This is a genomic window from Streptomyces cacaoi (assembly GCF_006539165.1).
Classification (GTDB): domain Bacteria; phylum Actinomycetota; class Actinomycetes; order Streptomycetales; family Streptomycetaceae; genus Streptomyces; species Streptomyces cacaoi.
Window position 1 is genome coordinate 106171 of the sequence record NZ_BJMM01000018.1, and the last position, 13390, is coordinate 119560.

Sequence of the window (13390 nt, forward strand, 5' to 3'; positions counted from 1 at the left end):
GTGCCCCCGTGCCGTCAGCACCCCGTGCGCGCCCGACCGGGCCCGTCCGGCCCCGCCGAACGGCCGTTCCCCGGCCGTGCGTTGTCGGTGGGGGGCCGTAGGGTGCGGCGCATGACGGGACTCGACCGGCTGCTCGCCCTGGTGCCCCCGCCCGCCTCCCCCGTCGGCGCCGACGCCGACTGGAGCCGTACGGAGCGGCAGCTAGGCCTCGCGCTGCCCACCGACTTCACCCGGACGGTACGGCGCTACGGCGACGGCGTCTTCTGCGACGACCTGTACATGTACTCGCCGCACCACATGGCCGAGATCAACCTGGGGCTGCTGGCCGGCTGGAGCGATATGCGCGAGCAGTGGCCCGAGGAGGTGCCGTATCCGCTGCATCCCGAGCCCGGCGGGCTGGTGGTCTGGGGCGGCGACTCCGCCGGGGGCGCCCTGTGCTGGATCACCGAGGGCGAGCCAGACGACTGGGAGACCGTCCACTGGCAGCAGCGCGACGGGGAGTTCACCCCCGCCGGCTGCGGGGCGCCGGAGCTGCTGGCCCGGCTGCTGGAGCGCCGGGTGGCGGAGGCCGCCGAGAACTGCGAGGAGTTCGACGGCCCCTGGTTCACGCCCCTGCGTGAGCGGGTGCACGTCTGTCTGCGGCTCACCGAGGGCCCGCTGCCCTACGCGGAGCGGCTGCGCCTCCTGCGCGAGCGGCTGGCCCCGGTGCAGCTGCGCGGCGGCTGGGCGAACCCGGACGGCGCCCGCCAGGACCACTTCGCCGCCACGCCCTCGCTGTGGGAGATCACCTACGAGACGGCCTACGGCCATCAGATACGGATCACCTATCCGCCCGCCGAGGAGGAGCGGGTGCGTACCGAACTGCTCGCCGCCGTGGGCGCGATGGGCTGCTCCGTCGAATCCGGGCTCTCCCTGGACCGGGCCACGGAGTGGCCGGAGTTCGCCGGCGGCGGGAGCGGAACGGGCACGGCCGCGAAGGGCTGAGCGGCCGCGGGTCCGCCGCCCGGGCCGGGCCCGGGCGGCGGGTGGTGCTCAGCGCGCGGCGCGGTTGACGGCCGAGACGACGGCCTTCATCGAGGCCCGCACGATGTTGGCGTCGACGCCGACGCCCCACAGCACCTTGTCGTCGATCGCGCACTCGACGTAGGCGGCGGCCTGGGCGCCCTCGCCCTCGCTCATCGTGTGCTCCACGTAGTCCAGCACCCGCACGTCGGTGCCGATGCCGCGCAGCGCGTCGACGAACGCGGCCAGCGGGCCGTTCGCGGTGCCCTTGAGCACCGTGGGCTCGCCGTCGACGACGGCCTCGACGGTCAGTTCGTCGGCGCCGTCGCTGGTCGTGGACGTCTGGGCGCCGCGCAGCGCCACCCGGCCCCAGTGGGCGCCCTCGACCGGCAGGTACTCGTCCTGGAAGACGGACCAGATGTCGGCGGGCGTGACCTCGCCGCCCTCGGCGTCGGTCTTCTCCTGGATGATCCGGGAGAACTCCACCTGCATCCGGCGCGGCAGGTCCAGGCTGTGCTCGCCCTTGAGCACATAGGCGATACCGCCCTTGCCGGACTGCGAGTTGACGCGGATGACCGCCTCGTAGGAGCGGCCGACGTCCTTCGGGTCGATCGGCAGGTACGGGACCGTCCACTCCATCCGGTCCACCGTGCTGCCCTGCTCGGCCGCCCGGACCTCCATGGCCTCGAAGCCCTTCTTGATGGCGTCCTGGTGGGAGCCGGAGAAGGCGGTGTAGACGAGGTCGCCCGCGTAGGGGTGGCGCGGGTGCACCTCCATCTGGTTGCAGTACTCGTAGGTGCGGCGGACCTCGTCGATCTGCGAGAAGTCGATCATCGGGTCCACGCCCTGGCTGAACAGATTCATGCCCAGCGTGACCAGGTCGACGTTGCCGGTGCGCTCGCCCTGGCCGAACAGGCAGCCCTCGACGCGGTCGGCGCCGGCCATCACCGCCAGCTCGGCGGCGGCGACCGCGGTACCGCGGTCGTTGTGCGGGTGTACGGACAGGCACACGTGCTCGCGGCGGGACAGATGGCGGCCCATCCACTCGAACCGGTCGGCGTGCGTGCTCGGCGTCGAACGCTCCACCGTGGCGGGCAGATTGAGGATGATCTCGCGGCCCTCCTCGGGCTGCCAGACGTCCATGACGCCCTCGCAGACCTCCAGCGCGAAGTCCAGCTCGGTGTCGGTGAAGATCTCCGGGCTGTACTGGTAGCCGAACTGCGTCCGGTCGTCCAGCAGCTTCTCGGCGTACTCCAGCACCATGCGGGTGCCGTCCACCGCGATCTGCTTGACCTGGTCACGGGTACCGCGGAAGACCACCTCGCGGAAGACCGGAGCGGTGGCGTTGTACAGGTGCACGGTGGCGCGGCGCGCGCCCTTGAGGGACTCGACGGTCCGCTCGATCAGTTCCTCGCGGGCCTGGGTGAGGACGGAGATCGTCACGTCCTCGGGGATCGCGTCCTCCTCGATGATGGAGCGCACGAAGCCGAAGTCCGTCTGCCCCGAGGAGGGGAACCCGACCTCGATCTCCTTGTAGCCCATGCGTACGAGCAGGTCGAACATCTCCCGCTTGCGGGCGGGGGACATCGGGTCGATCAGCGCCTGGTTGCCGTCGCGCAGATCGGTGGACAGCCAGCGCGGCGCCTTGGTGATCCGGTTGCCCGGCCAGGTGCGGTCCGGCAGATCCACGGCCTCGTAGCCGCGGTACTTGTGCACCGGCATACCGGAGGGACGCTGCCGGACGGTGGCGGCGGTGATCGGGGTGGACCGGCCCAGCCGGGCGGGGTCGGTCGCGGCGGAAGAAGCGGAGGACGTCATGTCGCGCAGAGCTCCTGTGACGGATCGCACGGCTCGCACGGAGGCGGTGAGGTGATGAGGCTCACGGGCGACGTCCGGGCGAGCGGAAGGCGAAAGGGCTTGGTGACCGACCGGGAACAGCACCGAACTCCGCGGGGAGGGGGTCGGCCTTACGGCTACAGGCCCTCGCCGCGGCAGCTAAGAAGAAGCAGCCCGAAACGCATGATGCCCGCAGCATAACCGAGCCCCCCGCCCCCACCACCCCCCGTATCACTATGCGAAACCCCACATTTCCACCCGGCCCCTCGCCACCCAAGCTTGGGCAGTCTGCGCCGGGGGCGCCCCCTGCTCGAAGAGCTCGGGGGAGGGCAAGCGCAGCCCCCCGCCGGGGCGAGGCGGCCACGCACCCGCACCGCCCACCCGGCAGGACCGCCCCCGGCGAGGCCGCACCCCCGTGCCAGGCCCCTCAGGGCAGGTAATACATGGGATTGGGCAGCTTCACCCTCCGCCCGGCATACCCGCCCTTCAGATCGCTGTACTGATCCCCGAAGTTGGCCAGGATCCGATACCCCTGCTCCTCGATGTGCTTCCGCGTCCCGGACTTGAACTCGACGGTGTTGCAGTCGTTCCCGCACTCCAGATAGGGCGGCGGGTTCTTCTCGTCCTTGAGGTAGAAGTGCGCCTTGTCGACCGGCACCCGGTACCCCGCCTTCTTGAGGTTCCGCACGCTCCAGTCCCGCTGGTACTCCTTGCGCCCGGTGACGAAGAAGACGGTGACGCCCTTCTTGTGCGCCCAGTTGACGAGCCGGGTCATACCGAAGACCGGGTCCATGTCGGTGGTGCGCAGGTACTCGTCCTGTGCCTTCTGGTCGAAGTCGTAGCCGATGCGCAGCTCGAAGTTGTAGGTGAGCAGCGTCGTGTCGTCCACGTCGAGGACGATGGCGGGCTTCTTCTTGTTCTTGTGCCCGCCCTTGCCGTGCCGCTTCAGATCGCGGGCGAGAGCGTCCTGTGCGTCGGAGGCGATGGACCGCACCTGCTTCGCGTAGTTGCTGCGCGGGGAGGCGTAGTGCTCGCCGTCGGCGGTCTCGATGTCCCCGTAGTACGCCTCGATCCGCTCCTTGACCTGGTCGAGGTTGGGGATCTCCCGGTCGCTGCCGGGAACGGAGCGTTCGGCCGTCGCCTGCCCGGCGCCGAACAGCGCGGTACCGGCGAGCGCGGCGGTGACGGTGACGGCGGCGAGCCGGCTGCGGCGGCTGGAGGCTCGGGCGAGCAGGGACTTCACGGCACGGCGGGGCATACGTCTCCTCGCTGATCGGTGGCGGGCAGGCCGGACGCCGGCGCCGCACGCGGGGGCAGGAAGATGCGATCGGCCGGAACGTAGCAGTCGGCGAGGACGGCCATCTACGCGCGGAGACCCAACAGTTCGTAAAACGTGCGAGTGAGCCTGACAGCCCTCCCCCTCCCCCCAGGTCCCCGACCCCTCCCGGACCGCCCGGACGGGCACCGGGCACGCCCCGCCGACCCCGAGCACACCCCGGACGGGACCGCCCTGCACGACCCTTGACCCCCTCGAATTCACCTACCTAACCTCCGTACGTATACATAAATCTGCTGGACATCGCCGGAGCAGTCGCCGGGCCGGACCAGGGCGGGAGCCGCAGCATGAGCACGTCCGCGAAGGATCTGACCATCACCGACGTCCGCCTCACTCCCGTCCTCGTGGCGGATCCCCCGCTGCTCAACACGCAGGGCGTGCACCAGCCGTACACGCCACGGCTGATCATCGAGATCGAGACGGCGGGCGGCGCCACCGGCGTCGGCGAGACCTACGGCGACACCCGCTATCTGGAGCTGGCCCGGCCGCTGGCCGAGGCGCTGCCCGGGCACCGGGTCAGCGATCTGAACGCGCTGGACGCCCGCGCCCGCCAACTGCCCGTGGCGGCTGAGCGGGTGGCGGACGGGGTCGACGCGGGCGGGCTGCGCGGCACCCAGAACGCCGAGAAGCTGCGGCTGTCGGTGCTGTCCGGCTTCGAGGTCGCCTCGCTGGACGCGCTCGGCCGCTTGGCCGGGCTGCCCGTGCACGCCCTGCTCGGCGGCCGGATACGCGACCGGGTCGAGTACAGCGCCTACTTGTTCTACCGCTGGGCCGGGCACCCGGACGGCGCCGGAGAGGCCGACGACTGGGGCGAGGCGCTCGACCCGCCCGGCATCGTCGCGCAGGCACGCCGGTTCGCCGCCGACCACGGGTTCTCCTCGTTCAAGCTCAAGGGCGGTGTGCAGCCGCCGGACCGCGAGGTCGCCGCGGTCCGCGCCCTCGCCGACGCCTTCCCCGGCCGGCCGCTGCGGCTGGACCCCAACGGCGCCTGGACGGTGGCGACTTCGCTGGAGGTCGCGCGCGAGGTGGGCGACGTCCTGGAGTACTTGGAGGACCCGACGAGCGGCACCGCCGGCATGGCCGAGGTCGCCGCCGCTGCCGGTCTCCCGCTGGCGACCAACATGTGCGTGACGACCTGCGCCGAACTGCCCGAGGCCGTCCGGCTCGACGCCGTACAGGTGCTGCTGAGCGACCACCACTACTGGGGCGGGCTGCGCGCCACCCGTGAACTCGCCACGCTGTGCCGGACGTTCGGCATCGGCCTGTCCATGCACTCCAACACCCACCTGGGCATCAGCCTGGCCGCCATGACACACGTCGCGGCCACCGTCCCGGATCTGCACCACGCCTGCGACACCCACTACCCCTGGCAGAGCGAGGACGTGCTCACCGCCCGGATCCCGTTCCACGAGGGGCGGGTCCGCGTCCCCGACGGGCCCGGGCTCGGCGTCGAGCTGGACCGGGAGCGGCTGCGCGCCCTGCACGAGCGCTGGCGCACCGCGGATCCGGCCCTGCGCGACCGGGACGACGCGGCGGGCATGCGGGCCGCGGACCCGTCCTGGACGCCGCCGCGCGTGCCGCGGTGGTGAGGCGCCGCCGCGCCCGCCGGGTGGCGCGTGCGGAAGGCACGGCGTGCACAAGGCGCCGCGCGCGGGCCTCGTCCGGGCGTTCCGGGCGCGCGAGGCCGCCCGGGTGCACGCCCGGCGCCGGGCACCGCGCGCACCACGGGGGCGCACGGCGCCGGCGCCGACCGGCCGCTCAGGCCCCGGCCCGCTCCAGGACGCGTTCGGCGACCGCCGGGGAGTCCACGAGCGGGTGCAGGCCCAGGGCCCGCAGGGCGGCCCGGCGCGAGCCGCTCACGGCGGCGTCCACGGCCGCCTGTTCGACGGCCTTCAGCTGGAGCATCAGCCCGAGTTCGGCCGGGCCCGGCTGGGCGACGGGCAGCGGACGCGGGCCCGAGCCGTCCACCTCGCAGACCGTCTCGACGATCGCGTCGCCGGGCAGCGCCGCGACGGTGCCCCGGCCCGGGACGTTGAGCACCAGCCGGGTGCGCTCACCGCGTGCGATGGCCCGCATCAGCGCGAGCGCCACCTGGTCGTAGCCGCCGCCGTCGAGGTCGCAGCTCTCCCGCTGCCAACCACCGGTCGCCTCGCGGCTCTCGGCCATGTACGTCTCCTCGCGCTCGCGGCGCGTGCGCTCCCACAGCGCGTACGCCTCGCCCGCGTCCCGGCCGGCCGCCGCGCCGAAGAAGCCGCCCTGCTGCCGGTCGAGGAACTCGCCCCGGGTCTCGTCGGCCTGCCGCACGGCGGCGAGCGTCTCGCGCCGGAAGTAGTAGTAGTGCAGATACTCGTTGGGCAGCACACCGAGCGCGCGCAGCCAGGTGGCGCCGAAGAGCTTGCCCTCCTCGAAGGAGGTGAGCGCCTCGGTGTCGGCCAGCAGCCCGGGCAGCAGTTCCTCCCCGCCGGGCCCGCGCAACGAGCTGAGCCAGCCCAGGTGGTTGAGCCCGGTGTAGTCGAAGCGGACGGTGTCCGGGTCGGCGCCCGCGGCCCGCGCGGCCCGCCGCACCAGCCCGACGGGCGAGTCGCAGATCCCGATGACCCGCTCCCCCAGCACCCGGGCCATGGCCTCGGTGACGATGCCCGCGGGATTGGTGAAGTTGATGACCCACGCCTCGGGCGCGACCGCGCGTACCCGCTCGGCGATGTGCAGCGCGACGGGCACCGTCCGCAGCGCGTACAGCACGCCTCCGGCGCCCACCGTCTCCTGCCCCAGCAGGCCCTCGCCGAGCGGGATCCGCTCGTCCCGGACGCGGCCCGCCGTACCGCCCACCCGGATCGCGGAGAAGACGAAGTCCGCGCCGCGCAGCGCGTCGTCCAGCCCGTCGGCGATCCGCACGGCGGGCGCGCCGGGCACGCCCTCGGCCTGTGCGGCCAGCACCGAGGCGACGACCCGCAGTCGCTCGGGATCCGTGTCGTACAGCACGAGTTCGGTGCAGCGGCCCGGGCTGCCGAGCCGTGCCTCGGCGAGCAGCGCGCGGTGGACCAGGGGGACGCGGAACCCGCCCCCGCCGAGAATCGTCAGCCTCATGAGCCGGAACGTACCGCAGAAGGCGACGGGCACGCCCGGGGTCACCGGCTATGGTCGGGGTCACCGGCGCCGCACCGGCCGGGGCCCCGCCGCGACCGGCCGGCGAGCGGCCCGGCTGCGGCAACGGAGCGATGCGGAAGGCACGGTGAGCACGGTGAGCACGCGCAGGACGGCCGACCGCGGCCGCAGCTTCGTCGCGGGCCGCCCTCCGGCGGCGCGCGATGTGCCGGCCGCACGGCGGTTCGACCCCCTCGGCCCGGTACGCCCGCTGCCGCAGCCCGGCTGCGATGTGTATCTGACGGGCACGGTCTTCCTCGACATCGTCTTCACCGGCCTGGACTCGGCGCCGGTGCGCGGCACCGAGTCCTGGGCGCGCGGCATGGGTTCGAGCCCCGGCGGCATCGCCAACATGGCCACCGCGCTGGCCCGGCTGGGCCTGCGCACCTCGCTGGCCGCGGCGTTCGGCGACGACATGTACGGCGACTACTGCCGCGAGGTGCTGGAGCACGGCGAGCACATCGATCTGTCCCTGTCGCACACCGTGCCCGGCTGGCACTCGCCCGTGACGGTGTCGATGGCGTACGAGGGCGAGCGCACGATGATCTCGCACGGCCACGAGGCCCCGCCGAAGAACGCCGCCACCGCCTACGACCCGGACGCCCCCGAGTGCCCGCCGCCGGCCGCGGCCTGCGTCTCCTCGCTCGTCCCCGACGGACCCCAGGAGTGGATCACGACGGCGGCCCGGCGCGGCAGCCGGATCTTCGCCGACGTCGGCTGGGACGAGACGGGCCGCTGGGACCTGTCGGCGCTGGCGGAGCTGGAGCAGTGCGAGGCGTTCCTGCCGAACGCGGCGGAGGCGATGCGCTACACCCGCACGGACTGCCCGCGCGCCGCCGCGCACGCCCTGGCCGAGCACGTACCGCTCGCGGTGGTGACGATGGGCGCCGACGGCGCGTACGCGGTGGACGGCGGCACCGGCGAGACGGCGCAGGTGCCCGGGATCGCCGTCGAGGCGCTGGACACCACCGGCGCCGGTGACGTGTTCGTCGCCGGGTTCGTCACCGGCTCCCTGGCCGGCTGGCCCCTGGCGGACCGGCTGGCGTTCGCGGGGCTGACGGCGGCGCTGTCCGTCCAGGAGTTCGGCGGCTCGCTCTCCGCCCCGGACTGGCCGCAGATCGCCGCCTGGTGGCGGCACGGCGCCGGGCGCGGCCTGGCCGACCGCGGCCGCTTCGCCTTCCTGGACCGGATCCTGACCGCCTGCACCCCCTCGGCCCCGCCGCGTCGCGCGGTGCCCACCCTGGGCTTCCGCTCCCCCGCCGGCGGCTGAGGTCCCGCAGCGGTGGAGGCCCGGGACGCCGAGACCCCGGAGAATCTCGCGCGGCCCGCACGGCCGGTGACGCTTCGTGACGACCCGGGCTGCTCGCCGCAGGGCACGGCCGCGATGCGGAAAACTGCTCAGGGCCCGTCACCCCGGCGTCGTACTCTGGAAGCGCAGAGACCAGCTGTGCAGAGAGGGAGATGAGCAGGTCCCAGAGGCCGCCCATGACGCAGACAACCCCTACCCGGGCCGGATCCGGGCAGCAGACCGCCCGCTTCACCGTGCCCGCCAAGCACCCGATGGTGACCGTGCTGGGCTCCGGCGACTCCTTGCTCCGCGTGATCGAAGACGCGTTCCCCGAGACGGACATCCATGTCCGGGGCAACGAGATCAGCGCGACGGGTGAGGCCGCCGAGGTCGCTCTTGTCCAGCGCCTTTTCGACGAGATGATGCTGGTGCTGCGCACCGGCCAGCCGATGACGGAGGACGCGGTGGAGCGTTCCATCTCCATGCTGCGCGCCCAGGAGAACGGGACGGGCGAAGCAGACGAGACGCCCGCCGAGGTGCTCACCCAGAACATCCTGTCCAACCGCGGCCGTACGATCCGCCCCAAGACGCTCAACCAGAAGCGCTACGTGGACGCGATCGACAAGCACACGGTCGTCTTCGGCATCGGCCCGGCCGGTACCGGAAAGACGTATCTGGCGATGGCGAAGGCCGTGCAGGCCCTCCAGGCCAAGCAGGTCACCCGGATCATCCTGACCCGCCCGGCGGTCGAGGCCGGCGAGCGGCTGGGCTATCTGCCCGGCACGCTCTACGAGAAGATCGACCCGTATCTGCGCCCGCTGTACGACGCGCTGCACGACATGCTCGACCCCGACTCCATCCCCCGCCTGATGGCCGCCGGGACGATCGAGGTGGCGCCGCTGGCCTATATGCGCGGCCGGACGCTGAACGACGCGTTCATCATCCTCGACGAGGCCCAGAACACGAACCCCGAGCAGATGAAGATGTTCCTCACCCGGCTCGGCTTCGACTCGAAGATCGTGATCACGGGCGATGTGACGCAGATCGACCTGCCCGGCGGCACCAAGAGCGGGCTGCGCCAGGTCCAGGAGATCCTGGCCGGCGTCGAGGACGTCCACTTCTCGCAGCTCACCAGCGGGGACGTGGTCCGCCACAAGCTCGTCGGCCGGATCGTCGACGCCTACGACCGCTACGACAGCGCCCAGCAGGCCGCCGAGCAGGACGACGGCGCGGGCCCCGGCTCCGGCCGCGGAAAGAGGAAGTGACCGAGCCCCACTCATGTCGATCGACGTCAACAACGAATCCGGCCGCCGGGTCGACGAGGAGGCGGTGCTCGACATCGCCCGCTACGCCCTGAGCCGGATGCGCATCCATCCGCTCTCCGAACTGTCGGTGATCGTCGTCGATCCCGACACCATGGAGCGGCTGCATGTGCAGTGGATGGACCTGCCGGGCCCCACCGATGTGATGTCCTTCCCGATGGACGAGCTGCGGCCGCCCTCCCGGGACGAGGAGGAGCCGCCGCAGGGCCTCCTCGGGGACATCGTGCTGTGCCCGGAGGTGGCCGAGCGGCAGGGGGCCGAGGCCCCGACGCGGCACTCCATGGACGAGGAGCTCCAGCTGCTCACCGTGCACGGGGTGCTGCACCTGCTGGGCTACGACCACGAGGAGCCCGGCGAGCGGGCGGAGATGTTCTCGCTCCAGTCCGCGATCGTGGACGGCTGGCGTGCCGAGCGCGGTCTGACCGGGCCCTCGCCGGCCCCGACGACGACCTCATGACGCTCCAGCTCGCCGCCGCGGTCGTGCTGCTCGTGGTCGTCGCGTGGCTGGCCGCCTGCGCCGAGGCCGGCCTCGCGCGCACCACCAGCTACCGCGCCGAAGAGGCCGTGCGCCAGGGCCGGCGCGGCAGCGCCAAGCTCGCGGAGGTCGCGCAGGATCCGACGCGCTATCTCAATCTGGCGCTGCTGCTGCGGGTGGCGTGCGAGGTGGCGGCCGGTGCGCTGGTGGCGTACGCGTGTCTGCGCGAGGTGCCGGCGGACTGGGAGGCGCTGACCATCGCCATAGTGGTGATGGTCTTCGTCAGCTACGTCGCGATCGGGGTCTCGCCGCGCACCATCGGCCGCCAGCACCCGCTGAACACGGCGACGGCCGCGGCCTACGTCCTCGTCCCGCTGGCCCGCATCCTGGGCCCCGTGCCGCAGCTGCTGATCCTGCTGGGCAATGCGCTCACCCCCGGCAAGGGCTTCCGCAAGGGCCCGTTCGCCAGCGAGGCGGAGCTGCGGGCCATGGTCGATCTGGCCGAGCAGGAGTCGCTGATCGAGGCGGAGGAGCGCAAGATGGTGCACTCCGTCTTCCAGCTCGGCGACACCCTGGTGCGCGAGGTGATGGTGCCGCGCACGGATCTGATCACCATCGAGCGGTTCAAGACCATCCGGCAGGCGCTGACGCTGGCGCTGCGCTCGGGCTTCTCGCGGATCCCCGTCGTCGGGGAGAGCGAGGACGACGTCGTCGGCATCGTCTACCTCAAGGACCTGGCGCGGAAGGTGCACATCAGCCGCGAGGCGGAGACGGAGCTGGTCTCCACCGCCATGCGGCCGGCGGCGTTCGTGCCGGACACCAAGAACGCCGGGGATCTGCTGCGCGAGATGCAGCAGGACCGCATCCATGTCGCGGTGGTCGTCGACGAGTACGGCGGCACCGCCGGGATCGTCACCATCGAGGACATCCTGGAGGAGATCGTCGGCGAGATCACCGACGAGTACGACCGTGAACTGCCGCCCGTCGAGGAGCTGGGCGAGGGCAGCTACCGGGTCACCGCCCGGCTGGACATCGGCCACCTCGGCGAGCTGTACGGGCTGACCGGGCTGGACGACGAGGACGTGGAGACGGTCGGCGGGCTGCTCGCCAAGTCGCTCGGCCGGGTGCCGATCGCCGGGGCCGCGGCCACCGTCGACGTCTCCGAGGACCACTCCGACCCGACGCTCACCGGGCTGCGGCTGACGGCCGAGTCCCCGGCCGGCCGGCGCAACAGGATCGTCACGGTGCTGGTGGAGCCGGTGCGGGAACCCGTCGTCACGGACGGCGAGTCGACGACGGCGGTGCAGGAGAGCTGAGCAGGCCGCCGGTGGCCGGGGCCGGGGCGGCCTGTCGGTGGCCCTGCCTACCCTGACCGCATGACGCCGTCGGAGTTGCAGCAGCACTGTCTCGCGCAGAACGCGGCCTGGGAGGACCATCCGTTCCCCGGCATGCCCGAACTGTCCACGTTCAAGGTCAAGGACCGGATCTTCGCCTTCTCCTCGCTGGACGCGCAGCCGCTCACGGTGAGCCTCAAGTGCGAGCCGGAGCTGGCCGTTTCGCTGCGCGCCGCCCATCCGGCCATCGCCCCCGGGTGGCATCTGAACAAGCGGCACTGGAACACCGTCACGCTCGACGGAAGCCTCCCCGACACGATGGTGCGCGAGCTGATCGAGGACTCCTACGACCTCGTCGTGGCCAAACTCCCCCGCGGCGAACGGCTGTTGCTCGACCGTCCCTGAGCCTGCCGGGGCGCCTCACCCGCACGGACCGGCGGGGTTGGCGGTGCCGGGGCGGGACTGATGGAGTGGACGTGGAGTGGGCAAGGTGGCGGGTACACGCGTCCCGCCGCACGGCTGCCCCTGCCGTCGCGCTCCCGAACAAAGGACGGTCCGATGTTCCGCACCCGCCGCACACCCGCCGCCGTGGCTCTCGTCTCCGCCGTGCTGCTCCTCGCCGCCGGATGCGGGGACGACGGCGGCTCGGGCGACGGCGGCGAGGACTCCCCCTCGCCCTCGAAGGCCGCGCAGTCACCCGACGGCTCCGCGCCGAAGGGCGGCCCGATCAGCGAGAACCAGGCCGGCCGGGCACTGCTCGCCGAGGAGAACCTGCCCAAGGGCTGGAGCGTCGCCGATCTGGACGACACGACCGCCGCCGGCGACTCCCCCGACGACCTGAGCACCCGGGACCGCGACTGCAAGCAGATGCTGGACGCCCTCGTCGGCGACATGGACGCCCTGGAGTCCCCGACGGACGCCTCGCGTTCCTTCCAGAAGAGCACCAAGGGCCCCTACCTGTCGCAGAAGATCGCCTCGTTCGACGGGAACGGCGCCCAGAAGACGCTCTCCGCCTTCCGGAAGGCCGCGGGCAAGTGCAAGAAGCTCACCACGCACAACAACCAGGTGTCGGTGGAGTTCACCACCTCCTCCCGCAAGGCGCCGAAGGCCGGGGACGACACCGCGGCCGTCCGCGCCCGGGGCACCGCACGCGGCGGCCCCGCCGACGGCTCGACGCTCACGCTCGACCTGGTGCTGACCCGGGTGGGCAACAGCACCACGGGGCTGGCCGGGCTGACGGCAGGCGGCAAGGAGGCCAAGCCGACCAAGGTCACCGACGACGTGGCGAAGACGGCCGCCGCCCGTCTGAAGGAGGCGGCCAAGGGCGGAACGCCGACCCCGACCGCCCCGGCCGACCAGGACGACTGACGGCACAGTCCCCGGGTCGCCACAGGCCCCCGTCGGCCGTCGCCACCTCGTCAGAGGTCCCCGTCGGCGGTCGTCGGCCCTCGGACGGCGGTCATGGGCGTCGTCGCCCCTCGGTCAGCGGCCAGTCGTCGCCCCTCGGCCAGCGGGCATGAGCGGTCGTCGGCCCCGGCCCCCGCGCGCCGGCGAGCGCTCGCGCTCGTCCGTGTGCCCGGTCCGTCCGGCGCGCCCCGCGCCACCCGCCGGGCGAGCGGCGTCCGGTACGCGGACGGGGGTGGTCCGGTACGC

11 protein-coding genes are annotated in these 13390 nt (G+C 72.7%); 8 read left to right on the forward strand and 3 right to left on the reverse strand.

The window, feature by feature from the left end; genetic code table 11:
* Positions 1 to 111 precede the first annotated feature (111 nt).
* A complete protein-coding gene (locus SCA03_RS18200) occupies positions 112 to 984 on the forward strand; it encodes an SMI1/KNR4 family protein (RefSeq protein ID WP_158102241.1) in 873 nt (290 codons plus the stop codon).
* 48 nt (positions 985 to 1032) lie between these two features.
* On the opposite strand, the gene leuA is transcribed toward SCA03_RS18200, so the two are convergent.
* Both leuA and SCA03_RS18210 read right to left on the reverse strand, forming a co-directional pair.
* On the reverse strand, positions 1033 to 2820 hold the full coding sequence (gene leuA, locus SCA03_RS18205) for a 2-isopropylmalate synthase (RefSeq protein WP_141275497.1): 1788 nt from the start codon (positions 2818 to 2820) through the stop codon (positions 1033 to 1035).
* A 445-nt stretch (positions 2821 to 3265) separates the two neighbouring features.
* The gene (locus SCA03_RS18210; RefSeq protein WP_086818493.1) at positions 3266 to 4096 is read right to left on the reverse strand and encodes an HAD family acid phosphatase; all 831 of its coding nucleotides are present in this window, start codon (positions 4094 to 4096) and stop codon (positions 3266 to 3268) included.
* Between the two features lie 365 nt (positions 4097 to 4461).
* Between SCA03_RS18210 and SCA03_RS18215 the strand changes: the two genes are divergently transcribed.
* Positions 4462 to 5763, forward strand: a complete 1302-nt coding sequence (locus SCA03_RS18215; protein WP_030892698.1) for an enolase C-terminal domain-like protein — start codon at positions 4462 to 4464, stop codon at positions 5761 to 5763.
* Between the two features lie 169 nt (positions 5764 to 5932).
* Here the strand turns inward: SCA03_RS18215 and SCA03_RS18220 are convergent, their stop codons facing one another.
* Complete coding sequence (locus SCA03_RS18220; protein WP_086817343.1) at positions 5933 to 7261, reverse strand: family 4 glycosyl hydrolase; 1329 nt, start codon at positions 7259 to 7261, stop codon at positions 5933 to 5935.
* Here SCA03_RS18220 and SCA03_RS18225 point away from each other — a divergent pair.
* The 6 genes from SCA03_RS18225 (at position 7260) to SCA03_RS18250 (ending at position 13105) form a co-directional block, all read left to right on the forward strand.
* Entirely contained in the window at positions 7260 to 8588 is a 1329-nt protein-coding gene (locus SCA03_RS18225) for a carbohydrate kinase family protein (protein ID WP_371863956.1), read from the forward strand. The genes SCA03_RS18220 and SCA03_RS18225 overlap by 2 nt on opposite strands.
* 215 nt (positions 8589 to 8803) lie before the next feature.
* Positions 8804 to 9871 carry a PhoH family protein gene (locus tag SCA03_RS18230; RefSeq protein ID WP_030882211.1) on the forward strand — a complete coding sequence of 356 codons (1068 nt, stop codon included), beginning with the start codon at positions 8804 to 8806 and terminating at the stop codon, positions 9869 to 9871.
* A gap of 13 nt (positions 9872 to 9884) precedes the next feature.
* On the forward strand, positions 9885 to 10385 hold the full coding sequence (ybeY, locus tag SCA03_RS18235) for an rRNA maturation RNase YbeY (RefSeq protein WP_030882208.1): 501 nt from the start codon (positions 9885 to 9887) through the stop codon (positions 10383 to 10385).
* Positions 10382 to 11719 (forward strand): hemolysin family protein, encoded by a 1338-nt coding sequence (locus SCA03_RS18240; RefSeq protein WP_030882205.1) that lies wholly within the window; start codon positions 10382 to 10384, stop codon positions 11717 to 11719. Before ybeY ends, SCA03_RS18240 begins: the two co-directional genes overlap by 4 nt.
* Positions 11720 to 11779: 60 nt before the next feature.
* Positions 11780 to 12142: an MmcQ/YjbR family DNA-binding protein gene (locus tag SCA03_RS18245; protein WP_086817335.1), complete on the forward strand. Its 363-nt coding sequence runs from the start codon at positions 11780 to 11782 to the stop codon at positions 12140 to 12142.
* Between the two features lie 153 nt (positions 12143 to 12295).
* Complete coding sequence (locus tag SCA03_RS18250) at positions 12296 to 13105, forward strand: hypothetical protein (RefSeq protein ID WP_030882201.1); 810 nt, start codon at positions 12296 to 12298, stop codon at positions 13103 to 13105.
* Positions 13106 to 13390: the final 285 nt, after the last annotated feature.

What these genes read in the sequence shown, in the direction of transcription:
- SCA03_RS18200 (WP_158102241.1), top strand. Translation starts at nt 112, where the DNA reads ATGACGGGACTCGACCGGCTGCTCGCCCTGGTGCCCCCGCCCGCCTCC.
- leuA (WP_141275497.1), bottom strand. Translation starts at nt 2,820, where the DNA reads ATGACGTCCTCCGCTTCTTCCGCCGCGACCGACCCCGCCCGGCTGGGC.
- SCA03_RS18210 (WP_086818493.1), bottom strand. Translation starts at nt 4,096, where the DNA reads ATGCCCCGCCGTGCCGTGAAGTCCCTGCTCGCCCGAGCCTCCAGCCGC.
- SCA03_RS18215 (WP_030892698.1), top strand. Translation starts at nt 4,462, where the DNA reads ATGAGCACGTCCGCGAAGGATCTGACCATCACCGACGTCCGCCTCACT.
- SCA03_RS18225 (WP_371863956.1), top strand. Translation starts at nt 7,260, where the DNA reads ATGAGCCGGAACGTACCGCAGAAGGCGACGGGCACGCCCGGGGTCACC.
- SCA03_RS18220 (WP_086817343.1), bottom strand. Translation starts at nt 7,261, where the DNA reads ATGAGGCTGACGATTCTCGGCGGGGGCGGGTTCCGCGTCCCCCTGGTC.
- SCA03_RS18230 (WP_030882211.1), top strand. Translation starts at nt 8,804, where the DNA reads ATGACGCAGACAACCCCTACCCGGGCCGGATCCGGGCAGCAGACCGCC.
- ybeY (WP_030882208.1), top strand. Translation starts at nt 9,885, where the DNA reads ATGTCGATCGACGTCAACAACGAATCCGGCCGCCGGGTCGACGAGGAG.
- SCA03_RS18240 (WP_030882205.1), top strand. Translation starts at nt 10,382, where the DNA reads ATGACGCTCCAGCTCGCCGCCGCGGTCGTGCTGCTCGTGGTCGTCGCG.
- SCA03_RS18245 (WP_086817335.1), top strand. Translation starts at nt 11,780, where the DNA reads ATGACGCCGTCGGAGTTGCAGCAGCACTGTCTCGCGCAGAACGCGGCC.
- SCA03_RS18250 (WP_030882201.1), top strand. Translation starts at nt 12,296, where the DNA reads ATGTTCCGCACCCGCCGCACACCCGCCGCCGTGGCTCTCGTCTCCGCC.